We start from the raw sequence: 26,445 nt of genomic DNA on the forward strand, positions 1-26,445 counted from the left end.
CAGCTCCCCTGCCAGGACTCGAACCCGGACATAGGACTCCAAAGGTCCCAGTGCTGCCGATTACACCACAGGGGATGGTAAAGCCGACAAACCGGACATCAAGTCCTGTTGGTCACGTCGACGGCCCCTACTATGCCGCACCACCACCCTTCGATGCGACGGTACAAGTCGGCGCCTTGAAGAACCCGCACGGAGAGACAGCCGTGGTAGCCGGGGCCGATGTTCTTCCGGTTCGTCCTGGGTGTGTGCCTCTTGAGCGAGGTCTTGCCGAACTGCTCGGGCTTCGCCCGGGTGACGGAGGCCCAGTGGGACTCCGCGGCGGCGACATCCGCCGTTTCGTGGATCTGTACGAAGAACCGAAGGCGGTCGTCGGTGATGCCGAGGAGCCGTAGCCATCGCAGGAACATGCGGATCACGTCGGGGTCGCTGTTCACGAACGTGATGCGCGGATGCGGCCTCGGTTTCGCGCCCTCGGCCCAGTAAAGGGTCACGCCGAGCAAGAAGAGCTCGCGATCCGTGATGTCGCCGATTTCCGCCGTGGCGGACTCCTTGACCTGGCGGATCTCCTCCGGGCTGCGGCGCGGTGTGGGTGTGCGCTTCCCGGCTCCCGGGACCGCCGGCTCGGCGGTGCGCCGCTCGGGCTTCGGCAGGTCCCGCACCCACAGCGAGATCGAGCTCTTCGAGCAGCCCAGCTCGACCTGGATCTGGTCGTACGTCATGCCCGCCAGCCGCAGCTCGCGTGCGCGGTCGCGGAGGTCGTCCTTGGCGTTGGGGCGGCGGGTCCAGGCGGGTGGGGGTTCGCCTTGCAGGAGGCGGTTGAGCAGGTCGTTGTTGTCGACGTGGATGCGGTCGCGGATCTGGCGGCGGCTGAGGCCCGCGCGGCGCAGGGCGAGGGCTTGTTCGCGCAGGTTCTCGAAGTCCGCGTACTTGCTGGTGCTGGAGGTCATACGGGAAGCGTCGTCCGGAATCCGGACGTCCGGGTCGAAAACCTGGGCGATTCAGTAGTTCGAGGGACGGGTGTGCGCGGGGGTTGACGTGCGGTGTGGCGTGGCGTGGCGGGGTGGTGCCGGGGCGGGGAATTCGGTGGACCGCGCCCGTAGGGTGGAAGGCATGACCACTTCGGGGGCGCACCAGGACGCGGCGGGCACGGGGAGTGCTGCGCGGAGCTGGTGGTGGTGGGGGCGGCGGCGGAGTGTCGCGCTCGATGTGTCGCTGGCCGTGGTGTCCGCGCTGGAGTGTGCGTTCGAGGGGATCGGGTTCGCCGGGAAGGCGTCGCTGCCGGTGCCCGTGGGGGTGCTGTTCGGGCTGGTCGTGGGGTCGGTGCTGCTGCTGCGGCGGAAGTGGCCGATCACCGTGGTGCTGGTGTCGATCGCGGTCACTCCGGCCGAGATGGGCTTCCTGATGGGGATGGTCGGCCTGTATTCGCTGGCCGCCTCCGAGGTGCCGCGGCGGTTCACGGCGGTGCTGGCCGGGATGTCGACGGTCGCCGTCTACATCGTGACCGTGGCCCGGATGCGGTCGGATGTGGCGCACGCGGACGTGGGCGAGCCGGACTTCGATCCGAGTGGCTGGTACGTGCCGGTCATGTCGTTGTTCCTGACGCTCGGCCTGAACGCGCCGCCGTTGCTGCTCGGCCTCTACATAGGGGCGCGGCGTCGGCTGATGGAGTCGTTGCGGGAGCGGGCGGACAGTCTGGAGCAGGAGCTTTCGCTGCTCGCGGACCGGGCGGAGCAGCGGGCGCAGTGGGCGCGGCAGGAGGAGCGGACGCGGATCGCGCGGGAGATGCACGACGTGGTGGCGCACCGGGTGTCGTTGATGGTGGTGCATGCGGCGGCGTTGCAGGCGGTGGCGTTGAAGGATCCGCAGAAGGCGGTGCGGAACGCGGCTCTGGTCGGTGACATGGGTCGCCAGGCGTTGACGGAGTTGCGGGAGATGTTGGGGGTGCTGCGGGAGCCCGCGGTGCCTGGTGGCGAGGTGTCGGCGCGGGTTCCGGCGGTGCCGCTGGCGGCGGTGGGCCGGGCCGCGGCGGCGGCCGCCGAGGCGGCCGCGGACGGTGGGCCTTCGCTGGACGCGCTGGAGGCGTTGGTGGAGCAGTCGCGGCAGGCCGGTGCGGTGGTGGAGTTCGTGGTGGTCGGCGAGGTGCGTGGGTACGGGCCCGAGGTCGAGCGGACGGCGTACCGGGTGGTGCAGGAGGCGTTGACGAACGTCCACAAGCACGCGGCGGGTGCGGAGGTCGTCGTACGGCTGGCGCATCGGGCTGCGGAGGTCGCGATGCAGGTGGAGAACGGTCCTTCGGACGCGTCGGCCGCGGCGGCGGATCTGCCGAGCGGCGGGAACGGTCTGGTGGGGATGCGGGAGCGGGTGACGCGGCTCGGGGGTGTGTTCGTGTCGGGTCCGACGGACGCGGGCGGGTTCAAGGTGAGTGCGGTGCTGCCGGTGACGGTGGTGGTTCCCGTGGTGGATGCGGACGGGGATGCGGAAGCTGAGGCGGAGGGGGGCGCGGCCCGGTCCGCGTCGGCGTAGCCGGGCCTGGCCGAGCCCGTACGAGCCCTGCTCCGGCCCGTTCCGTACGTCCGGCAGCCGCCCCGCCGTCCGTCAGCCGCCCGCGACCAGGCGGGTCGGCAGGGTGCCGGTGACGAGGGTGGCGAGGGCGGCGTCGATGTCCTGGCCCAGGTACCAGTCGCCGCTGTGGTCGATGCTGTAGACGCGTCCCTCGATGTCCATGGCGAGGACCGCGCGCTGTTCCGTCCCCTCGCCCTCCTCGCCGAGCGGGGCGAGTTCGGTGTCGAGGGCGCGGCCGAGGTCGGCGAGGGTGCGGGCGAGGTGGAGGCCGGCGAGCGGGGCGAAGTGGAGGGTCGCGGGGGCGATCTGCCGGCCGGGTCCCGGTGCGGTGACGCGCAGGCCGCCGAATTCGGCCCAGGCTTCGACGACGGCCGGGAACACGTGGTGGCGGTGGCCGCCGGGGGAGACGTGGGCGCGCAGGGTGTCGGCCCATTCCTCGGCGCGTTTGATGTCCCAGCGGCCGGGCTGCCAGCCGGCTTCGCGCAGGGCGGCGTCGACGTTCACCGGGAAGCGGGTGCTGTTGAGGTCGGGCATGGGTGGCGGTCAGCTGTTCTGGGAGTGCGGGCCGGGCGCGGTCGGGTCGACCGTACGGACTCCGAAGTGGGCGAGCATCTCCGCGCAGGAGCGGCAGGGGGCGACGTAGCTGCCGTGCAGGGGGTCGCCTGCCTCGCGGATGCGGCGGGCGGTGAGCTTGGCGTGCTTGAGGGAGCGGCGGGCCTCGCTGTTGGTCAGCGGTTTGCGCTGGGCGCGCCGGGAGCGGGTGCTTTCGGCGGCGGTGAGGTGCCGGGAGAGCAGGATGGCTTCGGGGCAGCGGCCGGTGAAGCGTTCGCGCTGGCCGCTGGTGAGGGTGTCGAGGAAGTCCTGGACCAGCGGGTGGAGCGTGGGTGGTTGGTCGCCGCGGGCGGCGGTGCAGGTGAGCGTGGTCTCGCCGCGTACGGAGAGGGCGGCGCCGACGGTCGGCAGGATGCCGTCGCGGCGGTGGCGCGGCGAGGGCGCGTGGTGGGCGGTGCTGTCGGTGCCCCAATTGAGGCGTGGGTCACCCTGTGTGGACGCCGGTGCTGGTGTGGTGCTCGCGTGCATGGTGCTGGTCTTCCCCTCCCGCAATCCCCCGAGTTGCGTGAACAGCCTGCCAAACCCGTTGCCCGATCGGGAAGCGGGGGCGTGAATTGGGGCGTTCGGTGTGTCGGAACCATGGCGGTCCTGTCATGCCGTCGTGACAGTTGGTCACCGTGGGCGGGGTCCCGGGTGCGGGCCCGGGGCGGGCCGGGTCGGGGGGTTGTGCCAGCGCTTAGGCTGTGCGGACCGGCAGGTTCGGTGCGCGCCGTGGGGCTGGTTCCGATCGCCGGTACCGGTGACACCGCGACACCGGCGACAGTAGTAGTAGAAGCAGCCACGCCAGCAGCCGCCACGCAGGCACCAGCCACGCAAGCGCAGGCACAGCCACTCAGGGGGCAACCGCCATGACGACAGGTCGGGTCGGCCAGGACACCGCGCCGCCGCCGAACGCGGCGTACGCCGGGCAGGTCGTGCATTTCCCGGACCCGGTGCGCGCGTCCCGTCATCCGCGAGGGGTGCGGGTGGACGAGCACGGTCATCCGGATTTCTCGCCGTACGCGCGCGCGGCGGTGGAGATCGCCGATCCGCCGGAGGGTTTCGGTGTCGACGAACTGCGGCTGACGGACTACGTGTCGGCGAACGCGGCGCTCGCGGCGACCGGGCACGAGCTGTGGGACACGATCCCGTCGGTGGCGACGCCGCACGGCTGGACGTGGCACCACGTGGCGCGCTCGCGCCGCCTTGAGCTGGTCCCGGTCGAGGTGAAGGCGCTGCTCCGGCATCACGGCGGGATCGCGACGGCGCCGGGCGTGGACCAGGCGAAGCGGGGCACCCGGCCGTTGCAGGAGACCCGGCCGGCGCACTTCGGGCTGCCGAAGCGCGTGGTGGCGGTGTCGGAGCAGCAGGTGCAGGGCGTCGAGGAGGACCTGGGCTACCGGCTGCCGGGGGCGTACCGCTCGTTCCTGAAGGCGGCGGGCGGCTGCGCGCCGGTGGGGACGGCGCTGGACGCGGAGCTGGGGCTCCTGGTGGACCAGCCGTTCTTCACGCTGCGCGAGGAGGCGGGCGTCAACGACCTCGTCTACATGAACAAGTGCCTGCGGGACCATCTGACGAAGGACTTCCTGGGGGTCGCGTTCGTGCAGGGCGGTCTGCTCGCGGTGAAGGTGCGGGGCGAGGCGCCGGGTTCGGTGTGGTTCTGCGCGTACGACGACGCGCGGGACGCGGGCGAGACGGCCGCCGGGTGGACGGTGAACGAGCGGGTGGAGCGGCTTCTGCTGCCCTGCGGCGCGGACTTCGACGATTTCCTCGGGCGCCTGGCGGGCAGTCCGCCGGAGTTGGAGACGGTGGCGAACCTGATGGTGGACGGTGGCTTCGCGCGCGCCGTGCCCGTGGTCCCGGTGGGGGAGTGAGCTGGCAGTGGTGACGTTCGCGCAGGCGCAGGAGCGCGCCGAGGAGTGGATCAACGGGGACGTGCCCGCGTATCTGCACCGTGAGGTGAAGGTGCGGGAGTTCGGGCTCGGTTTCGTGGTGTGGGCGGAGGACCGCGAGGCGGCGCCGACGCCGGACGCGGGCCGTCAGCGGCTGGTGATCGCGCGGGACAGCGGTGAGGCGACGCTGTGGCCGGGGCTGCCGGTCGGCGAGGTGATCCGGCGGTACGAGGAGGAGTACGGCGCGGTCGCGGAGGCGGCCGCTCCGGCGGCGGCCCAGGCGGCGCCGCGGATCGATCTGAACCAGACGTCGTTCCTGCTGACGCCGCCGGAGTGGTTGCAGGAGGCGGCGGACAAGATCGGTCTGCCGCCGGTGGGCACCGGGTCGAACGCGTCGCAGGCGAGCGGGGACGCGTCGGCGGAGAGCGCGTCGGCGACTCCGGCGTCGGGGCTGCCGACGGCACGGGAGGAGGTGCCGGGCCGGGAGGAGGCGCCGGGGCCGGTGGCCGTGGCTGACGCTCCTGCCGTGGCCGGTGGCGCCGAGGACGTGGTGCCGGGTGCGGTGTCGGACGACGCCGCCGGTGCCGGTGCCGGTGCCGGGGACGCGCCGGCCGCGCCGTGGGAGGTTCCGGCGGCGCCGGAGGAACCGGCGCAGGTGCCGGGTCCGGTGCCCGCCGGTCAGGGGAGTGTCGGCGGCGCGACGGCCGTGCTGAAGGCGGCCATGCCGCCGCAGGACGCGCCTGGGAACGAGGCCGTGGACGCGGTGGCGGAGGTGGCTGACGTGTCGGCCGTGGCGGGTGCGTCGGCCGAGGAGTCGGCCGCGCCGTGGGCCGCGCCCGTCGACGGTCCGCCCGTCGACCGCCCCGCCGACCGCCCGGCCGCCGCCGCGCAGAGCCCGTGGGCCGACGCCAATGCCAGCTCCGGTGGGGTCGACGGGGCCGTGCCGCTGCCCGCGACCGTGTTCGCGCCGCCGCTGTCGGGGGCCGACGACGAGGACGCCCCGGCGCCGTCCGTGGGCGCCGACGCGCCGACCGCGCTGATGAAGGGCGGCAGCGCGCTGCCGCCGACCGCCATCGCGCCGCGCCTCAACCCGGACGGGACGTTCGGCCGGAAGGCGCCGGAGGCCGCGCAGCCGCCGAGCTCCCCCGCCACGCCCGCCACGCCCGCCACGCCCGAGGTGCCCGCGCCGCCCGCCGCGCCGCCCGCCGGTGGGTATGTCCGCACCCAGCTGGTGTCGCAGCTGCCCGACGGGCCGCCGGCCCCGCCCGGCCCGCCCGCGCAGCCCGGGGCGCCGGTGCCGCCGCCTCCGCCGCCGGGGGTGCCCGGTGGCGGGACCACGCCCGCCGGTGGGGTCGCGCACGCCGCCACCATGCTGGCGCGGCCCGAGCAGGCCGGTCCCGGTGTGCCGCCGCCGCCCCCGCCGCCGGGCGTTCCCGGGGGCGGGACCACGCCCGCGGGCGGTGTCGCGCACGCCGCCACCATGCTCGCGCGCCCGCCGCAGGGCGGACCCGCCGCGCCGCCGCCTCCGCCGCCCCCGCCGGGGGTGCCCGGGGCCGGTTCGGGTGCCGGTACGCCCGCCGGGGGGATCGCGCACGCGGCGACGATGCTGGCCCACCCCGGTCCCGGCGGACCCGGTGCGGCCGGTGGTCCCGCGGGGCCGCCCCCGCCGCCGGGACCCGCGCCCGCGCCCTCGTACGGCTATCCGCAGCCGCAGCCGACCGGTCTGCCGACCGTCGGCCCCGGCTACCAGGCCGTGCTGCGCTACCGCGCGCCCGACGGCTCGGAGCAGCAGCTGATCCGCCGCTCCGCGCCCGGCACCCCGCACCCGGAGTGGCAGATCCTGCACGAGCTGCGCGCCATGAACGTACCGCCGCAGCAAGTCCTGGAGCTGCACACCGAGTTGGAGTCGTGCGAGCTGCCGGGCGGCTACTGCGCGCGGATGATCCGGGAGACCTGGCCGCAGGCGCGGATCACCAACATCGCGCCGTACGGGCGTGATCACGCGGGCCGTCAGCAGGGGATGCGTCAACTGCTCACCCATCAGGGCGAGTTGCATCAGGTCGCGGACGGTCCGGCGCGGCCCGCGCCGGTCCGGGCGCCGCTGCCGCAGGTGCAGCCCGCGCCGCCGCTGCCGCCGGACGGGGTGGCGCAGGAGCTGGCCGGGGCGTTCGGTCCTGGCATCCTGCGCTTCGACCAGCGCGCGGTGTCCCGGCAGGGCGTGCCGGAGCTGGTCGCGGTGACGCTGATGTGGGCGGGGCTGCCCGCCGACTTCGGGCCGTTCTTCTGGGCCCAGCCCGCCATGCCGGTGGTGCCGACGCTCGCGGAGCTCGCGGCGCAGCGGCAGGTGCAGGCGGCGCCGGACGCCGGTTCGTACCTGGTGCTCGGTTCGGACTTCGGCCGGGCGGTCTGTGTCCAGTACGGGACGGCGCACATCGTGGCCGTGCCGGTGGAGGCGGGTCCCGGCGGGCAGTCGGTGCCGCCGCAGTTCGTGAACACCGGGCTGCCCGAGTTCGTGCGCTCGCTCGCGCTGCTCGGCCGGATGTGGCGGCTGCGGTTCGGGCTCAACCCGGAGCAGGCGGGCCGCTGGACCACCGATTTCCAGGCGCAGTTGGCGATGCTGGACCCGGCGGCCCTCGCGTCGCCGGAGAACTGGTGGTCGGTGCTCCTGGAGCAGATGTGGGACGGGCTGCTCTGACCTGGCCGTGCTGACCCGACCGTTCTTACCCGGTCGCCCGGCCCGGTCGCTCTGACCCTCCGCCCAGGGTGATCGACGGAATGTGACGAAAGGCGCTCGACGTGTGTTCACGTCGGGCGCCTTTCGTGCGCCCGGATGGCGCATCCTTGATGTTTGAGGGCATTTTGAGGACATACCGGAGTCGAAGGGGCGTCAGGGAATGAGTTTCGCCGTCGGACGCGGGCGCGGTTACCGCCCCGAGCAGGTCGACCGCTACCTCGCCGCGCTGTCCGCCGAGCGCGACGGCGCCTGGGAGCGGGCGGCCCGCCTGACCGTCCTCGCCAAGGAGATGGCGGCGGAGGCGGACCGGCTGCGCGAGGCGGTCGCCGCGCTCGCCCCGCAGCGCTACGAGTCCCTGGGGGAGCGGGCCGGGCAGATACTCGGGCTCGCGGAGGCCGAGGACGAACGGCTCGTACGGGCCGCCGAGGCCGCCGCGCAGGAGCTCGCCGCGGCCGCCGACGAGGCCGCCACCGAGGCCGCGCAAGCGGCGGCGGCCTACGCGGAGGGCGTCACCACCGCCGCCGAGGCCGCGGCCCGCGCCGCCCTCGCCGCCGCCGCCGAACGCGCCGAGACGACGCTCACCACCGCCCGCCGCGATGCCGAGGAGCAGCGGGACCAGGCCCGTACCGCGTACGAGGCCACCGCCCGGGACGCCGCCGCGCTGCTCGCCGAGCAGCAGGAGGAGCAGACGGCGGTACGGAAGGACGCCGAGCGCGCCGCCGAGGCGCGGGCCGCCGGCCTCCAGGCCCGGCACGACGAGCTGGACGCCCACGCGGAGGCCCGGCTCGGCGCGGCCCGCAAGGCGCTCGCCGGGACCGAGGAGACCGCCCGGCACGGCCAGGAGGACGCCGAGGCCGAGGCCGCCGAGATCATCGCCGCCGCCCGGCTGCGGCAGGAGCGGATCGAGCGCGAGACCGAGCGGGTGCTGCGCGAGCACGACGAGGCCCGCGACGAGATCCACTCCCACATGGAGCACATCCGCTCCTCGCTGGCCGCCCTGACCGGCCGGGTCGCGGGCCCGCCCGCGGACGGGGACGGGGACTCGGGCGAGGGGCCGGACGGGGCCTAGGTCTGGGGCGCCGGTCAGGGCGTGGCCCGTTCCTCGTCCCTGGGCCTCGGCTCCTCCTGTTCCCCGGAGCCCTCGGGGATTCCGGAGCCCTCAGGGTCCTCGGCGTCCTCGGGGAGTTCCTGCTCCTTCAGGACCGGGAAGCGGCGCGGTGCCAGGGTGAGCAGCGCGAGCAGGGCCAGGGCCGCGGCGGCCGCCGCGCCGAGGTAGACGTAGTCGACGGCCGCGTCCACCGCCCGCCGCAGCTGATCGGCGGCGCTCGCGGTCAGCTCGCCCGGGGTGGACAGGGCGCGAAGGAGTCCGTCCAGATCCCCGCCCGAGGCGCCCGATCCGCCCGATCCGCCCGATCCGTTCGCGCCGCCGCCGAGGCGGGCGGCGAGCACCCCGTTGGCGACGGCGCCGAACAGCGCGGCGCCCACGCTCTGCCCGATCTGCCGGACGAACAGCACCGACGCGGTGGTCGTGCCGCGTTCCTCGTACGGCACGGTCGACTGCACCCCGACGATCAGCGGCAGTTGGAAGAAGCCGAGCGCCCCGCCGAGCAGCAGCATCAGCAGGGTCGGCTGCCAGGGTTCGCCGGGGAACGGCAGCAGCGGGAACGCGAGCAGCACGAGCAGCGCCATGCTGATGCCGAGGATCGCGGTCTGCCGGAAGCCGATGCGGGTGTAGACGCGGTTGGAGAGGGCGGCCGTCAGGGGCCAGCTCAGGGTCATCGCGGACAGCACGAACCCGGCCGCGATCGGGCCGAGGCCGAGGACGGCCTGCGCGTACGTGGGCAGGAAGACGGTCGGCGCGACCATCAGGAGGCCGAGCGCGCCGAGCGCCAGGTTGACGGCGGCGATGGTGCGACGGCGCCACACCCAGCCGGGGATGATCGGTTCGGCGGCCCGGCGTTCGATGACGACGGTCGCGGCGGCGAGCAGCGCGGCCCCGCCGAACAGGCCGAGCGAAGGCGCGGACAGCCAGGGCCAGGCGACACCGCCCTGGACGAGGGCGGTGAGCAGCAGGGTGCCGGTGGCGAACACGGCGAGCGCGCCCGGCCAGTCGACCGACACCCGCTTGTCCTTGCCCTTGTCCTTGCCGTCCGTACCGCCCTTGGCGGTGGCGGCGCGCGGGGCGCCGGGCTCGACCAGATAGCGGGCGATCAGCCAGAGCGCCGCCGCGCCGACCGGCAGGTTGACCAGGAAGATCCAGCGCCAGTCCGCGTACCCGGCGAGCAGGCCGCCCGCCGCCGGGCCCGCGACGGCGGAGGTGGCCCACACGGAGGAGAGCCTGGCCTGGATGCGGGGACGTTCCTTCAGCGGGTAGAGGTCGGCGGCGATGGTCTGCACGGTGCCCTGGAGGGCGCCGCCGCCGAGGCCCTGGACGATCCGGAACGCGATCAGGGAGCCCATGTTCCAGGCCCCCGCGCACAGCACCGAGCCGATCAGGAACAGCACGATGCCGGCGATCAGGACCGGCTTGCGGCCGAAGGTGTCGCTGAGCTTCCCGTACACCGGCAGGGTCACCGTCACGGCGAGCAGATAGCCGGAGAACAGCCAGGAGAAGACGGAGAGTCCGCCGAGGTCGCCGACGATCTGCGGGACGGCGGTGGAGACCACCGTGCCGTCGAGCGCGGCGAGCGCCATGCCCAGCATCAGGGCCGCGACCACCGGCCCACGCCGGGTCCCGGCGCCCGTTCCCGTGCCCGTGCCCGGCGCCGTCTGCGCCCCGGAGCCCGGTCCCGTTTCCGCCGTCGTCCGTTCCGCGCCCGCTTCGGACACCCGGAACCGCCCCCTCCACCGCATCCCGTCGGATGTTTCGTACATCTAAGTGCGCCCCGCGCAGCCTCTCACCCCGACCTGGGGTGGAGAAACCCCTAGGGGGACCTCCCCCATACAGCCCAGGGGCCGTTCGTCCCGGCGGAGGACGAGCCGGAGGTCCCGCCGTCCTTAGCTTGTTCTTACGGAAACCCGGCGGGCCGACCGGCGGGAAGAGCGACTGAGAAACGACTGAGGAGACCTACCGTGACTTCGGCTGTGACCATCCCCAGCCTCGGGGGTACTGGAGGGCGTACGGCCGTCGCCGCGCGGGCGCGGCAGCTCGTCAAGGCGTACGGCTCCGGGGAGACCCGGGTCGTGGCGCTCGACCACGTCGACGTGGACATCGAACGCGGCCGCTTCACCGCCATCATGGGGCCCTCGGGCTCCGGCAAGTCCACCCTGATGCACTGCCTCGCCGGTCTGGACAGCGTCAGCGGCGGCCAGATCTTCCTGGACGACACGGAGATCACCGGCCTGAAGGACAAGAAGCTCACCCAACTCCGGCGCGACCGCATCGGGTTCGTCTTCCAGGCGTTCAACCTGCTGCCGACGCTGACCGCCCTGGAGAACATCACGCTGCCGATGGACATCGCCGGCCGCAAGCCCGACCGGGCCTGGCTCGACCAGGTCGTCGAGACCGTCGGCCTCGCCGGGCGCCTCGCCCACCGGCCCAACCAGCTCTCCGGCGGCCAGCAGCAGCGCGTCGCCGTGGCCCGTGCGCTCGCCGCCCGGCCCGAGATCATCTTCGGCGACGAGCCGACCGGAAACCTCGACTCGCGCGCCGGAGCCGAAGTCCTCGGCTTCCTGCGGCAGTCGGTCGACCAGCTCGGCCAGACCATCGTCATGGTCACCCACGACCCCGTCGCCGCCTCCTACGCCGACCGGGTGCTCTACCTCGCCGACGGCCGGATCGTCGACGAGATGCGCTCGCCCACCGCCGAGCAGGTCCTCGACCGAATGAAGGACTTCGACGCCCGGGGGCGTACGTCATGACCGTGCTCAGAACCTCGCTGCGCAACTTCCTCGCGCACAAGGGCCGGATGGCGCTCTCCGCCGTCGCCGTGCTCCTCTCCGTCGCCTTCGTCTGCGGCACCCTGGTGTTCAGCGACACCATGAACACCACCTTCGACAAGCTCTTCGCCACCACCGCCTCCGACCTCACCGTCAGCCCCGCGCCCGCCGCCGGGGCCGAGGGTGAGGACGACGAGAACCCGCAGTCCGGGCGTCCCGCCACGCTGCCCGCCGCGCTGGTCGAGCGGGTCGGCCGGGTCGACGGCGTCAAGGCCGCCACCGGCGTGGTCGCCTCGATGTCCGTCACCGTCGTCGACGCGCACAACGAGAACGTCGGCCCCACCTCCGGCGCCCCCACCATCGCGGGCAACTGGACGTCCAACGACCTGCGTTCGGTCGACATCGCCGCCGGTCACGAACCGCGCGGCCCCACCGACGTGATGGTCGACCGGGACACCGCCGACAAGCACGGCCTGAAGCTCGGCGACACCCTGCGCACCATCGCCGTCACCGGCGACTTCACCGCGAAGATCAGCGGCATCGTCGAGTTCAAGGTCACCAACCCCGGCGCCACCCTGCTGTTCTTCGACACCGCCACCGCGCAGCGCCAACTCCTCGGATCCGTCGGGGTGTTCAGCCAGGTCACCGCCGACGCGGCGGACGGCGTCAGCGACGAGACGCTGAAGCGGAACGTCGCCACCGCCCTCGCCACCGGAGCCACCGCTCCCGCCGCCACCGGCACCCCTGACAGTGCCCCCGCCGCCACCGGCGGCTACAAGCTGCAGACCGCCGCCGAGGCCGCCGACGCCGGCCGCGCCGACGTCGCCGGATTCCTCGACGTCATGAAGTACGCGATGCTCGGCTTCGCCGGGATCGCCTTCCTCGTCGGCATCTTCCTCATCGTCAACACCTTCTCGATGCTGGTCGCCCAGCGCACCCGCGAGATCGGCCTGATGCGGGCCATCGGCTCCAGCCGCCGCCAGATCAACCGGTCCGTCCTCGTCGAGGCGCTGCTGCTCGGCTTCGTCGGCTCGGCCGCCGGTGTCGCCTCCGGCGTCGGCCTCGCCGTCGGCCTGATGAAGCTGATGTCCTCCATGGGCATGGAGCTGTCCACCCGCGACCTCACCGTCGCCTGGACCACCCCGGTCGTCGGCGTCGTCCTCGGCGTCGTCGTCACCGTCCTCGCCGCCCTCGTGCCCGCCCGCCGGGCCTCGAAGGTGTCCCCGATGGCCGCCCTGCGCGAGGCCGGGACCCCCGCCGACGCCAGGGCGGGCGCCCTGCGCGCCGCCCTCGGGCTCGCCCTCACCGCCGCCGGGGCCGCCGCCCTGTGGGCCGCGACCGAGGCCGCGAAGGCGTCCACCGGCTCGCTGTGGCTCGCGCTCGGCGTGGTCCTGTCGCTGCTCGGCTTCATCGTGGTCGGCCCGGTCCTCGCGAGCGGTGTCGTCCGGGTCCTCGGCGTCCTCGTGCTGCGGATCTTCGGCCCGGTCGGCCGGATGGCCGAGCGCAACGCGCTGCGCAACCCGCGCCGCACCGGCGCCACCGGCGCCGCCCTGATGATCGGCCTCGCCCTGGTCGCCTGCCTGTCGGTGGTCGGCTCCTCCATGGTGGCCTCCGCCACCGAGGAGCTCGACCGGTCCGTCGGCGCCGACTTCATCGTCCAGTCCGCCACCGGCCAGCCGGTCGTCCCGCAGGCCCAGGCCGCTGTCGCCGCCACCCCGGGCCTCGACCACGTCACCTCGTACCGGATGCTCGGCGCGACCGTCACCGACCCGCGCGGCAAGGCCGAGAAGACCTGGCTCGTCGCCGCCGACCCCACCTACGCCCAGGACGTGCGGCGCGAGACCACCGCGGGGAAGCTCACCGACGCCTACGGGCCCGGGGCCATGTCCGTCGGCAGCGACTACGCCACCGAGCACGGCGTCAAGGTCGGCGACAAGCTGACCGTCGCCTTCACCGGCGGCTCGTCGACCACCCTGCGGGTCGCCGCGATCACCTCCGACAGCGGCAACCTCGACAAGGGCGCCAAGTACATCGGCATCCCCACCGCCGACGCCCAGCTGCCCGCCGCCAAGCGGCCGCCGAGCACCCTGGTCTTCGCCACCGCGAAGGACGGCCAGGAGGAGGCCGCCTACCAGGCCCTGAAGGACGCGCTCGCGCCGTACCCGCAGTACAAGGTCGCCGACCAGGCCGACTACAAGAAGGACCTCCAGGACCAGGTCGGACAGCTGCTCAACATGGTCTACGGGCTGCTCGCCCTCGCCATCGTGGTCGCCGTCCTCGGCGTGGTGAACACCCTCGCCCTGTCGGTCGTCGAGCGCACCCGCGAGATCGGCCTGATGCGCGCCATCGGCCTCTCCCGGCGCCAGCTGCGCCGCATGATCCGCCTGGAGTCGGTCGTCATCGCGCTCTTCGGCGCGCTGCTCGGCCTCGGTCTCGGCCTCGGCTGGGGCACGGCCGCGCAGAAGCTGCTCGCCCTGGAGGGCCTCGGGGTCCTTCAGATCCCGTGGCCGACGATCGTGGCGGTGTTCGTCGGCTCGGCGTTCGTCGGACTGTTCGCGGCGCTGGTCCCGGCGTTCCGGGCGGGCCGGATGAACGTCCTGAACGCGATCGCCACCGAATGACCGAGTGACCGAGTGACCGCCACCGAGTGACCGGGTGACGGAATGACCGCCACCGAGTGACCGAGCAGCCGCCCCGGCGGTACGACCGCCTCTCGGCCCGGCCTCCCGGGCGCGCACCCACGGGGGTGGCGCGCGCCCGGGAGGCCGCATTGCTGGTACAGGCCCGCCCCCGGTCCGGACGCGGTTCGGCGGCGGGGGCGGGCCGCGCGTCGTAGGGTGGAGACCCCGGCCCGTGCGACGTGTCGGGCGGTTCGCGTTGCCCACTGCCGGGATGGAAGACCCCATGAGCCTGCACGGTCTGCTTGATGTCGTCGTCCGCGACGCGGCCCTCGCCGAGGCGGTGAAGGCCGCCCGGGACGGCAACCGCCCGTACGTCGATCTGGTCGGCCCGCCCGCCGCCCGCCCGCTCGCCGTCGCCGCGCTGGCCCGCGAGTCCGGCCGCCCGGTGCTCGCGGTCACCGCCACCGGCCGGGAGGCCGAGGACCTGGCCGCCGCCCTGCGCTCGCTGCTCGACCCGGACACGGTCGTCGAGTACCCCTCGTGGGAGACGCTGCCGCACGAGCGGCTCTCGCCCCGCTCCGACACCGTCGGCCGCCGCCTCGCGGTGCTGCGCCGGCTCGCCCACCCGGCGCAGGACGACCCGGCCGCGGGCCCCGTCTCGGTCGTCGTCGCACCGATCCGCTCCGTGCTCCAGCCGCAGGTCAAGGGCCTCGGCGACCTGGAGCCGGTGGCGCTGCGGTCGGGGCAGAGCGCGGACCTGGGCGAGATCGTCGCGGGCCTGGCGGCCGCCGCGTACTCCCGGGTCGAACTGGTCGAGAAGCGCGGCGAGTTCGCCGTCCGCGGCGGCATCCTGGACGTCTTCCCGCCGACCGAGGAGCACCCGCTCCGGGTCGAGTTCTGGGGCGACGACGTCGAGGAGATCCGCTACTTCAAGGTCGCCGACCAGCGGTCCCTGGAAGTCGCCGAGCACGGCCTGTGGGCGCCGCCGTGCCGCGAGCTGCTGCTCACCGACTCGGTGAAGGAGCGGGCCGCCGCGCTCGCCGAGGCGCACCCCGAACTCGGCGAACTGCTCGGCAAGATCGCCGAGGGGATCGCCGTCGAGGGCATGGAGTCGCTCGCCCCGGTCCTCGTCGACGACATGGAGCTGCTGCTCGACGTGCTGCCCGCCGGGTCGATGGCCGTGGTGTGCGACCCGGAACGGGTCCGTACCCGGGCCGCCGATCTGGTCGCCACCAGCCAGGAGTTCCTGCAGGCGTCGTGGGCGGCGACGGCCGGCGGCGGCGAGGCGCCGATCGACGTCGGCGCGGCGTCGCTGTGGGGGATCGCGGACGTCCGGGACCGGGCGCGCGAGCTGGGCGTGTTGTGGTGGTCGGTGTCGCCGTTCGCCGCCGACGACACCGCGAGCGACGCCGACACCCTCAAACTGGGCATGCACGCCCCGGAGTCGTACCGCGGCGACACCGCCCGGGCGCTCGCCGACACCAAGGGCTGGCTGGCCGACGGCTGGCGCACGGTGTACGTGACGGAGGCGCACGGCCCGGCCTCGCGGACGGTGGAGGTGCTGGGCGGCGAGGGCATCGCGGCCCGGCTCGACGCCGATCTCGCCGACATCTCGCCCGCCGTGGTCCATGTGGCGTGCGGCGCCATCGACTTCGGCTTCGTCGACCCGGCGCTGAAGCTCGCGGTGCTGACCGAGACCGATCTGTCCGGGCAGAAGGCGGCGGGCAAGGACGGGCAGCGGATGCCCGCCAAGCGGCGCAAGACGATCGACCCGCTGACCCTGGAGGCGGGCGACTACATCGTGCACGAGCAGCACGGTGTCGGCCGCTACGTCGAGATGGTGCAGCGCACCGTGCAGGGCGCGACCCGCGAGTACCTGCTCGTCGAGTACGCCCCCGCCAAGCGCGGCCAGCCAGGCGACCGCCTCTACATCCCCACCGACCAGCTGGAACAGGTCACCAAGTACGTGGGTGGCGAGGCACCGACGCTGCACCGGCTCGGCGGCGCGGACTGGACGAAGACGAAGGCGCGGGCGAAGAAGGCGGTCAAGGAGATCGCCGCCGACCTGATCAAGCTGTACAGCGCGCGGATGGCCGCGCCCGGCCACGCCTTCGGCCCCGACACCCCCTGGCAGCGCGAGCTGGAGGACGCCTTCCCGTACGCGGAGACGCCCGACCAGTTGTCGACGATCGCCGAGGTGAAGGAGGACATGGAGAAGACGGTCCCGATGGACCGGCTGATCTGCGGCGACGTCGGCTACGGCAAGACGGAGATCGCGGTACGGGCCGCGTTCAAGGCGGTCCAGGACGGCAAGCAGGTCGCCGTCCTGGTGCCGACGACGCTGCTCGTGCAGCAGCACTTCGGCACCTTCTCCGAGCGCTACGGCCAATTCCCGGTCAAGGTACGGGCGTTGTCCCGGTTCCAGTCGGACGCCGAGGCGAAGGCGACGCTGGAGGGGCTGCGCGAGGGCTCCGTCGACGTCGTCATCGGCACCCACCGGCTGTTCTCGTCCGAGACCAAGTTCAAGGACCTCGGCCTGGTCATCGTCGACGAGGAGCAGCGCTTCGGCGTCGAGCACAAGGAGCAGCTGAAGAAGCTCCGCGCCAACGTCGACGTGCTGACCATGTCCGCCACCCCGATCCCGCGCACCCTGGAGATGGCGGTCACCGGCATCCGCGAGATGTCGACGATCACCACCCCGCCGGAGGAGCGGCACCCGGTCCTCACCTTCGTGGGGCCGTACGAGGAGAAGCAGATCGGCGCGGCGGTGCGCCGTGAACTCCTGCGCGAGGGCCAGGTGTTCTACATCCACAACCGGGTCGAGTCGATCGACCGGGCGGCGGCGCGGCTGCGCGAGATCGTGCCGGAGGCGCGGATCGCGACCGCGCACGGCCAGATGTCGGAGCAGGCTCTTGAGCAGGTGGTCGTCGACTTCTGGGAGAAGAAGTTCGACGTGCTGGTGTCGACGACGATCGTCGAGTCCGGCATCGACATCTCCAACGCCAACACGCTGATCGTGGAGCGCGGCGACAACTTCGGCCTGTCGCAGCTGCACCAGCTGCGCGGCCGGGTCGGCCGTGGCCGCGAGCGCGGCTACGCCTACTTCCTGTACCCGCCGGAGAAGCCGCTGACCGAGACCGCCCACGAGCGGCTCGCGACCATCGCCCAGCACACCGAGATGGGCGCGGGCATGTACGTGGCGATGAAGGACCTGGAGATCCGCGGCGCGGGCAATCTGCTCGGCGGCGAGCAGTCGGGTCACATCGCGGGCGTCGGCTTCGACCTGTACGTGCGGATGGTCGGCGAGGCCGTCGCCGACTACCGCAAGTCCCTGGAGGACGGGGTCGAGGAGGAGGCGCCGCTGGAGGTCAAGATCGAGCTGCCGGTCGACGCGCACGTCCCGCACGACTACGCGCCGGGCGAGCGGCTGCGGCTGCAGGCGTACCGGGCGATCGCCTCCGCCAACTCGGAGGACGACATCAAGGCCGTACGGGAGGAACTCACCGACCGCTACGGCAAGTTGCCGGAGCCGGTGGAGAACCTGCTGCTCGTGGCGGGCCTGCGGATGCTGGCCCGGGCGTGCGGCGTCGGTGAGATCGTGCTCCAGGGCCCCAACATCCGCTTCGCGCCGGTGGAGTTGCGCGAGTCGCAGGAGCTGCGCCTGAAGCGGCTGCACCCCAAGTCGGTGATCAAGCCGGCCGTCCACCAGATCCTGGTGCCGCGCCCGACGGCGGGCCGGATCGGCGGCAAGCCGGTCGTCGGCCGCGAACTCCTCGCGTGGACGGGCGAGTTCCTGGCGGAGATCCTCGGATCGTGAGTCCGGGGTCGTGAGTCCGGGGTCGTGAGTCCGGGGTCGTGACCCTCGGATCGTGAGCCGTTTCTCCCTCCGTTCCGGCAGGATGTGCCTGCCGGGGCGGGGCCTGCCGCGGCGGGGCCTGATGGGGCGGGGGAGGGGTGCGGGTGATGCGCAGAGGGGTCATCGGGTTCGGGGGCTGCGTCCTCGTGATCGGCGGCGTGCTGTGGGCGCTGGCCGGGCGGTCGGGCGCGCTCGACCTGTCGCAGCGGACGGATCTGATGGCGTTCGCGTGCGGGGCGATCGGTGTGGTCGGGCTCGTGGCGACGTTCTGGCGGCGGACGGAGGAGGACGAGGCGGGGGCGGCGGCGCGGCTCGCGCGGGTCGTGAGGGCGACCGGCGAGCCCCAGTGGGCCGACGCTCTGGGCGGTGACCTCACCGCCATCGACGTGACCTTCACCTTCCGCCCGTACGCCACCGCCCGGGCCGCCGTGCTGCCGGCCAGCCCCGAGGGGCGCCTGGAGAAGGTGGTCGAGGACTATCGCGGGATCAGGCCGCGGCGCCTGGTCGTCACCGGTGAGCCGGGTGCCGGGAAGACCGTCCTGGCGCGGAAGTTCGTGATGGAGCTGAACCGGGTGCGGGCCGCCGACGAGCCGGTCCCGGTGCTCGTCGCGCTCGCCGACTGGGACACCGGCGAGTCGTTGCGCGACTGGCTGGCCCGCCACCTGGAACGCGACTACGGCATGCCCGCCGCGTCCGCCCGCAAGCTCCTCGCGGCGGGGCTGGTGCTGCCGGTCCTGGACGGGCTCGACGAGATGGACCCGTCGTCGGGACCTGCCGGGCCTGCTGGGGCGGCCGGGGGGCCCGGGGTGGCCGGAGTGGTCGGGGGGACGCCTGTCGCGGGCGAGCGCGCGGCGCGGGCGCTCGCGGCCCTCGCCCGCTACCAGGACGGCACGGAACCGGCCCCGCTGGTGCTCACCTGCCGGTCGCGGGAGTACGACGCGCTGGAGGCGGCGGGCGCCCACATGCTCGACGCGGCCCGCCTGGAGATCGACCCGGTCACCCCCGCGCGGGCGCACGCCTTCCTCGCCTCCCGCGGCGCGGCCCGCCGCCCGGCCCGCTGGCAGCCGCTCCTCGACGAACTCGCCGCCCGGCCCGCGCTCTGTCGACGCCGTGGCGGCTGACGCTGGTGGCGGTGGCGTACGACGGGGACGGCGACCCGGGCGAACTGCTGGCGTGCGGGACGGAGGCGGCGGTCGCGGACCGTCTGCTCGGTCACTTCATCCGGGCGTCGGCGGCGAACCTGCCGGAGGGTGAACGGCGATACCCGCCCGCGCGGGCCCACCGCGCCCTCGCGGTGATCGCCCGGGGACTCGGCCGGGGCAGCGCGGCGGAGACCGACCTGGTGCTGCTCGCGGTGGGCCGCCGGGTGCCGCGATGGCTGCTCGGCTCGGTGGTGACGGTCCTGATGGCGGCCGTGGTGGCCGGGGAGGGCGTGCTGCTGTTCATGGACCCGAGCGGGACGTGGGCGTGGGGCGGCTGGGCGGTCTTCCTGGCGGTGCGGTTCACCGTACGGACCTGGCGGGGGCGGGCCGTGCTGGAGTCCGGCATGGCCGTGCCCCGGCTCGGCAGCCCGCTGTGGCGGGTCGCGGGGGCGCGGGCGCTGCGCTCACTGACGACGAGCGGCTACGGGGTGATCGCTGTGCTCACCTGCGGGGGTGTCGTGGGGCTCCTGGTCGGGCTCGGCGAGACGGGCCTCGCCGAGGGCGCGCTCGTCGGCCTGCTCTCGCTGATCGCCTCGGTGCTGGTGATGACGGTCATGGAGGTCGATGCCACCACCGCGGGCCCCACCGGGGTGCTCCGCGGCAAGGTGCTGCTCCTGGTGCTGGTCGGCGTGGCCTTCACCAGGGTGACGAGTTCGGTGATCGGCGACGACGTGCTGGCCGCCCTGCTGTCCACGCTCGGGCTGGCCACCGCCTGGGTCATGACGTACCTGGTCGGCCTGCTCGCGTACGGCCTGTTCCTGGCCACGCACGCGCGCCGCGTCCCTCTCCGGCTCGCCCGCTTCCTCGACTGGTCCGTCGCCGCCGGGCTCATGCGGACCTCCGGTGCCACCTACCAGTTCCGGCACCGGGAGTTCCAGGAGTGGCTGGTGCGGCACCCCGCGCCGTGACCTGGTGGCCACGGGGCGGGGTGCCGGGGGTGCCGGGACCGGACCCCGGGGGCTACAGCTCGTCGAGGTCCAGCGCGGCGGCCATCGCCCGGTAGCCCGCGTCGCCCGGGTGGAGGTGGTCGCCGGAGTCGTACGCCGGGAGGATCCGGTCCGGGTGGGCAGGGTCGGCCACCGCGCGGTCGAAGTCGACGACCGCGTCGTACGCCCCCGAGGTCCGCACCCAGGTGTTGAAGGCGTCGCGCTTCGCCTCGTTCTCCGCGGAGAAGTAGAAGCTGCCCTCGATCGGGGTGAGGGTCGCGCCGACCACCTTCAGGCCGTGGGCGTGGGCCTGCCGGATGAGGGCGCGGTGGCCCTCGATGAGGCGGTTCACGGACACCTCGGGGGTGGGGTCGCTCGGGAACGACTGGCCGCTGCCGCCGATGTCGTTGATGCCCTCCAGGAGGATCACCGTGCCGACCCCGCGCTCGCTCAGCACGTCCTTGCGGAACCGGACGAGGGCCTTCTCGCCCGCCCAGGTGGTGTCGTTGGTGACCTGGTTGCCGCTGATGCCGTGGTTGAGGACGGCGCGCGGGCGGCCCGCGGCGGCGAGGCGCTCGGCCAGCTCGTCGGGGTAGCGGCTGTCGGTGTCGACGCTCGCGCCGACGCCGTCGGTGATGGAGTCGCCGAAGGTGACGATGCCGTCGCGCCGGGCCGGGCCGCCGGAGGTCTCGACGCCCGTCAGGTAGTACCAGGAGGTGCTGGTCTCGGTGAACGCCGCGCCCGACGCGTCCGCCCGGTGGTCGCCCGCCGCGCGGTAGCTGGTGGCGTCGCCGACGTGGTGGAAGGTGGCGGAGCCGGTCGGGCCCGCGAGGTAGAGGGTGACGGTGACCGTCTCGAACGCGCGGGTGCGCAGCCCCACGCCGTCGCTGAGCAGGGTGCCGCCGACCGGGATCGTGGTCGAGGCGCGGCCGCCGCCGAAGGTGAGCGTGCGCACTGAACCCGGCTCCACGGCAGGGCTGTTGGCGGACGAGGCGCCGGGCACGGTCCGGGCCACGGTGGCGCCGGTGATGCGCAGCGGCGTGCTCCCGTAACGGTTCGACAGCTCGATCCGGGCCTTGGTGCCGCCTGCCGTGATCCGTACGGTCTGGCGCACGGTCTGGTTGTCGAAGCCCTGCTGCGACCAGTTGGGGGTGAAGGGCGCGGTCGCGTTCTGCGGGGAGGCCGCCCAGGCGCCCTGCCAGGATGTGCCGTGCCAGGACGTGCCGTGGCCGTACGAGGCGGCGGACGCGGCCGGGTGGTGGGCGGCGGCCGGGGTGGCGGTGGCGGCCGTGGCGGGGAGCGCGGTCAGGGTGAGGGCGGCGAGCAGGGGTATGCCCGCGCGCCGGAGGGTGTTGCCGGTGGTCATGTCTGGTCCCCGTTGCGTCGTGTGCGAGTGCTCTTCCTGTACTGCTTGCGTGCACGCGACAGTGGACAAGGCGTGATCGTCGCGGTCTATTCCCGGGTGTTGTCGGGGAGTTGACCGGAACCGAGCAGTCCGGCCAGCGCGCGGAACACCTCGCCCGGGTCCCGGCCCGCCAGCGGCGCGTCCAGGTTGCGGGTCAGGAGCAGCGTCGCGAAACCGTGCGCGAGGGACCAGGCGGCGATGCCCGTGGTGCGCGGATCGAGTCCGTCCTGGGGCGGCAGATCACCGACCCCGGCGCGCAGTTCGGCCGAGGCGTGCTCCTTCGCGGCGAGCAGCGCGGGGTCGTCCGCGCGGTGCAGCTCGGGCTGGAACATCACCTGGAAGTGCGCGGGATGCCCGGCCGCGAACCGTACGTAGCGCACCCCCCGCTCACGCAGGTCGGGCGCCTCGGCGAGGGCCTCGGCGAGCAGCTCGTAGCCCTGCGCGGCGATCGCGGTGAGCAGTCCGGTGCGGTCCTTGAAGTGGTGCGCGGGGGCGGCGTGCGAGACGCCCGCGCGCCGCGCCAGGTCGCGCAGGCTGAGCGCGCCGGGGCCTTCGGTGGACACCACGTCGAGCGCGGCGGAGAGGACGGCCTGCCGGAGGTCGCCGTGGTGGTAGGTGCGCCGATCGGTCATGACAGCAGACTACGCGGGATCTAGGCATTGACAAGTTCGCGGGGCGGGAGGAATCTAGGCAGTGACAAGATGAGTGGGCGCGACGGAGGAGGACGTCATGGACGCTGTGTCCGCGGAGACGGGTGTGGGGACAGGGACGGGTTCGGGTTCGGGTACGGCGAAGGGCGCGGGCGCCGGGGCGGCGGCCGGTCCGGTGGCCGGTCCGGTGGCCGCGGTCGAGCCCGGGCGGGTGCGCCAGATGTGGCACCTGCTCGAACCGCTGCACGCCGTGATCTATTACGCGCCGGAGGCGTTCACCGAGGCCGCCTCCCTCGGCTACGACACCAGTGAGCGCTGGCCCAGCTACTTCGCCTGGCGCGCCGCCCCGCTCGGCCCCGTCGGTGCCGCCCGCACCGCCTCCGCCTGGTACTCCTTCGACCCCGCGATGGTCGCCCGGTACGTCCCCGCCGTCTGGGACGTCGCCACGCCCGAGGCCGTCCTCGCCGCCCGGCTCCGCGCGGTCGACGCCGCCTACCGCGCGATCCTCGGCGACGAGGTCGTCGAAGGACCCGACATCGCCGAGGCCGCCGCCCTCGCCCGCCGCGCCGCCGAGGCCACGGACCTTGCCGGCCGCCCGCTTGCCGCCGCCAATGCCGAACTCCCCTGGCCCGACGCCCCGCACCTGGTCCTCTGGCAGGCCGCCATGACCCTCCGCGAACACCGCGGCGACGGCCACCTCGCCGCCCTGCTCACCGCCGGACTCGACCCGGCCGAGTCCCTGGTCTCCTTCGCGGCGATCGGCGCCGCGTCCGAGGCGACCTTCGCCGGCCGCGGCTGGAGCGAGAAGGACTGGTCGGCCGCCCGCGCCCGGCTCGCTGCCCGCGGCCTTGTCACCCCCGACGGCGCCGCCACCGAAGCGGGGCGCGCTCTGCGCGCCGAGGTGGAGCGCCGGACCGACGAACTGGCCGCCGCGCCGTGGGCGGCGCTCGGCACCGAGGGGACGGCCCGGCTCGCGGACCTGCTTGGTGGGCCGTGGCTCGCGGTGATCGGATCCGGGGTGCTGCCGTCGGAGAACACGCTGGGGATCGGGAAGGTGTGAGGCGGATCCGGGATGCGGGATCCGGGAGGTTGGAGGTAGGAGGTTGGATCCGATATCCCGGATCCCGAAGGTTGGGTCCGGAGGGGGAGGTTGGATCCGATATCCCAAATCCGGGACATCGGATCCAGGATCCAGAGTCCGGGGCGTCGGATCCTGGAGGTTGGATCCGGGATCCAAGAGGTTGGATCCGAGAGGTTGGATCCCGGATATCGGATCCGATCTCCCCAGGTCCGAGCGGCCCGGTGGATCCAATGTCCGGGATCCAGGATCCAAATATTGGATCCGACCGTTGGGGCCCGACTTTTGGATCCCGACCCTGGGATCCCCCCGGGCATCGGACCCGGACGTTGGATCCCGGACATTGGATCCGACCTCTGGACCCGGACATTGGATCCGACCTCTGGGCCCCGGATATTGGATCCCGGACATTGGATCCAAAACGGCTCCATCTAGGATCTTTAGGTGCCGATCACTCAGAAACCCCTCGCCGTCCCTGTCTTCGCCGCCGCGCTCCTGCTCGCCGTCACCGCCTGCTCGCCCGATTCCGGTGCTCCGGCCGGCGACGGCGGCACGCCCCCGAAGGCCGGAGCCGGAGCCGGAGCCGGTGGGGCCGCGCTCGGTGTGGTCGACACGTTGACCGTGAAGGGGCGGGCGCCCAGGACCGGGTACGAGCGGGAGAAGTTCGGCCGCGCCTGGGTGGACGTCGACCGCAACGGGTGCGGGACCCGGGACGACATACTGGCCCGCGATCTGACCGGCGTCCGGTACGCCGACGGGCGGTGCAAGGTCGCCTCCGGGACGCTCAGGTCCGATCCGTACACCGGTGGGTCCATCGACTACGTCCGTGGCCGCAGCAATGTGGACATCGACCATGTCGTGGCCCTGTCGGACGCCTGGCAGAAGGGCGCTCAGAAGTGGTCCGCCGACACCCGGCTGCGCTTCGCCAACGACCCGCTCAACCTCCTCGCCGTGGATTCCGCGGCCAACCGGCGCAAGTCCGACGGCGACGCGGCGACCTGGCTGCCGCCGAACCGGTCCTACCGCTGCACGTATGTGGCCCGGCAGGTCGCGGTGAAGAAGAAGTACGGGGTGTGGGTGACGGCGGGGGAGCGGGACGCGATGAAGCGGGTGCTGGGCGGCTGTCCCGGCCAGCGGCTGCCCTGACCGTCGGCCGCCGCGGGCGTCACCCCTGCTGGCGAAAAATCGTTTCACCATGCCGCTGACGTGCAGTTAGTCTCCGATCCATGGACCTGCGCATCACGACTCTCGCCGAGCGACCTGAGCTTGCCGGAGACATCTGGCAGATGAAGGATCTCTGGCCGGAATTCATGCTGTACGACCCGGTCGGCTGGGCCAACGTCGGGCGGATCGTGGCCGATTTCCCCGAGTACGTGCTCGTGGCCACCGACGACTCCGGGCAGATCGTCGCCCGGGCGTTCAGCGTGCCGTTCCGGCTCCAGGAGTCGGGCCGCGAGGAGCTGCCGGACACCGGCTGGGACCAGGTCCTGCTGTGGGCGGTCTCGGACCTGCGGCACGGGCGGACGCCCGACACCGTCAGCGCCATCGAGATCACCGTGGCCGTCGACGCGCTCGGGCGGGGCATCTCGGGCCGGATGCTGGAGGCGATGCGGGCCAACGCGGGCCGGCTCGGGTTCGCCGACCTGGTGGCCCCGGTGCGGCCCAACGCCAAGCACCTGGAGCCGGAGGCGGCCATCCACGAGTACGCCTTCCGCACCCGGGAGTCGGACGGCCTGCCGCACGACCCCTGGCTGCGGGTCCATGTCCGGGCGGGCGGCACGATCGAGAAGATCGCGCCCGCGTCCATGACGGTCGCCGGTTCGGTGGCGCAGTGGCGCGAGTGGACCGGGCAGCCGTTCGACACCGACGGCCCCGTCGAGGTCGAAGGGGCCTTGGTGCCGGTGCACTGCGACACCGCCCGCGGCTACGCGGTCTACGTGGAGCCGAACGTCTGGATCCGCCACCGCACCTGAGCCCGGGTCCCCCCCCCGAGCGCGCCGAAGGGCGTGAAGGCCACTCCCCTGCGATGGCCTTCACGCCCTTCTCGCGTTCACACGTCCACGCGCGCGTGGCGCGCGCGACGCGGCTTCCTCAGCCGAAGCTCTTCTCGTCCACCACGTCCTTCTTCGGCGGCGTCTTCGCCGCGACCGGCTGGTCGTAGTGGGAGAAGGAGATCGCCCCCGGCTCCTTGCCGCCGGTGCTCACCACCCGCAGCAGATAGGGCTTGCCCTCGGTGGCCACGTAGAAGGTGTCCTTCTCGCCGCCCTGGTAGTCGAGGGTCAGCATCAGGGCCTTCTTCCCCTCGACCGTGGTCTCGGCGCCCTTCACCGTGCCCCGGGTGTCCTGCTCGAAGTCGGCGAGCAGCGTCTCCAGGTCGCACATCCGGAGCAGGTCCTTGGCGTCCGCGTCCGAGCTGTCGGTCTTCACCCAGCGGCCCTTCAGCTGCCGCAGCACCGCCTCGCGCACCTCCGCCGACTCGCCCTTGGCCTGCTCCTTCAGGAGCGCCTCGTCGAAGCGGAGGTAGACGGACTTGTCGGCGGGCGTCGCGGCGGGCCTGAGCACGTCGGCCGTGCCGGTCGTGCCCGCCGTCAGGGTGCCCGAGCAGCGGCCCCGCACGTCGCTGGCGAGGTGGCCCTTCATGGGCCCGTCGGTGGACTTGAAGTCGAACTCGGTACGGAGCGAGGTGGCGGCCTTCGTGGTGGCGATCGCCTTGTCGACGATCTGGGCCCCCGTCAGCTCCCCGAACGGGCCGCTGGGCTTGGCCTTCGGGGCCGCGCCGGAGAAGGGGCCGCAGGCCGTCGCGCCGAGCGCGACGGCGGCACACAGGGCGGCGGCGACGGCGGCCCGGCGGCCCCGGGCGCGGCTCCGGTTCCGGGGCCGGTTCCGGGGCCGGTTGCGGGTGTCGGCGGGGACGTGAGCGGGGGCGTGGGCGGCGGGGGCAGGCATGGGGGAGCTCCGGAAGCGAGGCGTACGGGAAGCACGGGGGTGCGGGGAACGGGGGAGGCGCGGGAGGGCGTGCGGGGGAGGGGGGTACGGGCGCGGGGGCGGG

19 protein-coding genes and 1 tRNA gene are annotated in these 26,445 nt (G+C 73.6%); 12 read left to right on the forward strand and 8 right to left on the reverse strand.

Going from position 1 to position 26,445, the window contains the following annotated elements; genetic code table 11:
- Positions 1–3 precede the first annotated feature (3 nt).
- Positions 4–75, reverse strand: a tRNA-Gln gene (locus ACIPXM_RS17305).
- Between the two features lie 23 nt (positions 76–98).
- Complete coding sequence (locus tag ACIPXM_RS17310) at positions 99–947, reverse strand: hypothetical protein (RefSeq protein WP_401655962.1); 849 nt, start codon at positions 945–947, stop codon at positions 99–101.
- A gap of 163 nt (positions 948–1,110) precedes the next feature.
- Between ACIPXM_RS17310 and ACIPXM_RS17315 the strand changes: the two genes are divergently transcribed.
- Positions 1,111–2,523, forward strand: coding sequence for a sensor histidine kinase (locus ACIPXM_RS17315; protein ID WP_401655964.1), 1,413 nt, complete (start codon positions 1,111–1,113; stop codon positions 2,521–2,523).
- Between the two features lie 72 nt (positions 2,524–2,595).
- Here ACIPXM_RS17315 and ACIPXM_RS17320 read toward each other — a convergent pair whose 3' ends face one another.
- Complete coding sequence (locus ACIPXM_RS17320; protein ID WP_401655966.1) at positions 2,596–3,096, reverse strand: SUKH-3 domain-containing protein; 501 nt, start codon at positions 3,094–3,096, stop codon at positions 2,596–2,598.
- A 9-nt stretch (positions 3,097–3,105) separates the two neighbouring features.
- Complete coding sequence (locus ACIPXM_RS17325; protein ID WP_401655968.1) at positions 3,106–3,642, reverse strand: YwqJ-related putative deaminase; 537 nt, start codon at positions 3,640–3,642, stop codon at positions 3,106–3,108.
- A 380-nt stretch (positions 3,643–4,022) separates the two neighbouring features.
- On the opposite strand from ACIPXM_RS17325, the gene ACIPXM_RS17330 reads away from it, so the two are divergent.
- The 3 genes from ACIPXM_RS17330 (at position 4,023) to ACIPXM_RS17340 (ending at position 8,848) form a co-directional block, all read left to right on the forward strand.
- Entirely contained in the window at positions 4,023–5,027 is a 1,005-nt protein-coding gene (locus tag ACIPXM_RS17330; protein WP_401655970.1) for an HNH endonuclease, read from the forward strand.
- 7 nt (positions 5,028–5,034) lie between these two features.
- On the forward strand, positions 5,035–7,740 hold the full coding sequence (locus ACIPXM_RS17335; protein ID WP_401655972.1) for an SUKH-4 family immunity protein: 2,706 nt from the start codon (positions 5,035–5,037) through the stop codon (positions 7,738–7,740).
- 199 nt (positions 7,741–7,939) lie between these two features.
- The gene (locus tag ACIPXM_RS17340) at positions 7,940–8,848 is read left to right on the forward strand and encodes a cellulose-binding protein (RefSeq protein WP_401655974.1); all 909 of its coding nucleotides are present in this window, start codon (positions 7,940–7,942) and stop codon (positions 8,846–8,848) included.
- Positions 8,849–8,862: 14 nt separating this feature from the next.
- Here ACIPXM_RS17340 and ACIPXM_RS17345 read toward each other — a convergent pair whose 3' ends face one another.
- Complete coding sequence (locus ACIPXM_RS17345) at positions 8,863–10,632, reverse strand: MFS transporter (protein ID WP_401655976.1); 1,770 nt, start codon at positions 10,630–10,632, stop codon at positions 8,863–8,865.
- A 219-nt stretch (positions 10,633–10,851) separates the two neighbouring features.
- Here ACIPXM_RS17345 and ACIPXM_RS17350 point away from each other — a divergent pair, with 219 nt between their 5' ends.
- The 5 genes from ACIPXM_RS17350 to ACIPXM_RS17370 all read left to right on the forward strand — a co-directional run bounded on the left by ACIPXM_RS17350 (position 10,852) and on the right by ACIPXM_RS17370 (position 20,245).
- Positions 10,852–11,640, forward strand: a complete 789-nt coding sequence (locus ACIPXM_RS17350; RefSeq protein ID WP_401655978.1) for an ABC transporter ATP-binding protein — start codon at positions 10,852–10,854, stop codon at positions 11,638–11,640.
- Positions 11,637–14,279, forward strand: coding sequence for an ABC transporter permease (locus tag ACIPXM_RS17355; protein WP_401655980.1), 2,643 nt, complete (start codon positions 11,637–11,639; stop codon positions 14,277–14,279). Before ACIPXM_RS17350 ends, ACIPXM_RS17355 begins: the two co-directional genes overlap by 4 nt.
- Before the next feature lie 283 nt (positions 14,280–14,562).
- Complete coding sequence (gene mfd / locus ACIPXM_RS17360) at positions 14,563–18,096, forward strand: transcription-repair coupling factor (RefSeq protein WP_401655982.1); 3,534 nt, start codon at positions 14,563–14,565, stop codon at positions 18,094–18,096.
- A 146-nt stretch (positions 18,097–18,242) separates the two neighbouring features.
- Complete coding sequence (locus tag ACIPXM_RS17365) at positions 18,243–19,256, forward strand: NACHT domain-containing protein (protein WP_401655984.1); 1,014 nt, start codon at positions 18,243–18,245, stop codon at positions 19,254–19,256.
- Between the two features lie 11 nt (positions 19,257–19,267).
- A complete protein-coding gene (locus ACIPXM_RS17370) occupies positions 19,268–20,245 on the forward strand; it encodes a hypothetical protein (protein WP_401655986.1) in 978 nt (325 codons plus the stop codon).
- 52 nt (positions 20,246–20,297) lie between these two features.
- On the opposite strand, the gene ACIPXM_RS17375 is transcribed toward ACIPXM_RS17370, so the two are convergent.
- Together ACIPXM_RS17375 and ACIPXM_RS17380 are read right to left on the reverse strand one after the other, a co-directional pair.
- Positions 20,298–21,629 carry an SGNH/GDSL hydrolase family protein gene (locus ACIPXM_RS17375; RefSeq protein ID WP_401655988.1) on the reverse strand — a complete coding sequence of 444 codons (1,332 nt, stop codon included), beginning with the start codon at positions 21,627–21,629 and terminating at the stop codon, positions 20,298–20,300.
- An 86-nt stretch (positions 21,630–21,715) separates the two neighbouring features.
- Positions 21,716–22,300 (reverse strand): TetR/AcrR family transcriptional regulator, encoded by a 585-nt coding sequence (locus tag ACIPXM_RS17380; RefSeq protein WP_401655990.1) that lies wholly within the window; start codon positions 22,298–22,300, stop codon positions 21,716–21,718.
- Between the two features lie 238 nt (positions 22,301–22,538).
- Here ACIPXM_RS17380 and ACIPXM_RS17385 point away from each other — a divergent pair, with 238 nt between their 5' ends.
- From ACIPXM_RS17385 to ACIPXM_RS17395, 3 genes are all read left to right on the forward strand, one after another.
- Positions 22,539–23,378 carry a hypothetical protein gene (locus ACIPXM_RS17385; RefSeq protein ID WP_401656195.1) on the forward strand — a complete coding sequence of 280 codons (840 nt, stop codon included), beginning with the start codon at positions 22,539–22,541 and terminating at the stop codon, positions 23,376–23,378.
- A 462-nt stretch (positions 23,379–23,840) separates the two neighbouring features.
- Positions 23,841–24,542 carry an HNH endonuclease family protein gene (locus ACIPXM_RS17390; protein WP_401655992.1) on the forward strand — a complete coding sequence of 234 codons (702 nt, stop codon included), beginning with the start codon at positions 23,841–23,843 and terminating at the stop codon, positions 24,540–24,542.
- An 80-nt stretch (positions 24,543–24,622) separates the two neighbouring features.
- Positions 24,623–25,369, forward strand: a complete 747-nt coding sequence (locus ACIPXM_RS17395) for an N-acetyltransferase (protein WP_401655994.1) — start codon at positions 24,623–24,625, stop codon at positions 25,367–25,369.
- 118 nt (positions 25,370–25,487) lie between these two features.
- On the opposite strand, the gene ACIPXM_RS17400 is transcribed toward ACIPXM_RS17395, so the two are convergent.
- On the reverse strand, positions 25,488–26,342 hold the full coding sequence (locus ACIPXM_RS17400) for a hypothetical protein (protein WP_401655996.1): 855 nt from the start codon (positions 26,340–26,342) through the stop codon (positions 25,488–25,490).
- Positions 26,343–26,445: the final 103 nt, after the last annotated feature.

Source organism: Streptomyces sp. NPDC090025, from assembly GCF_044748125.1.
GTDB lineage: Bacteria > Actinomycetota > Actinomycetes > Streptomycetales > Streptomycetaceae > Streptomyces.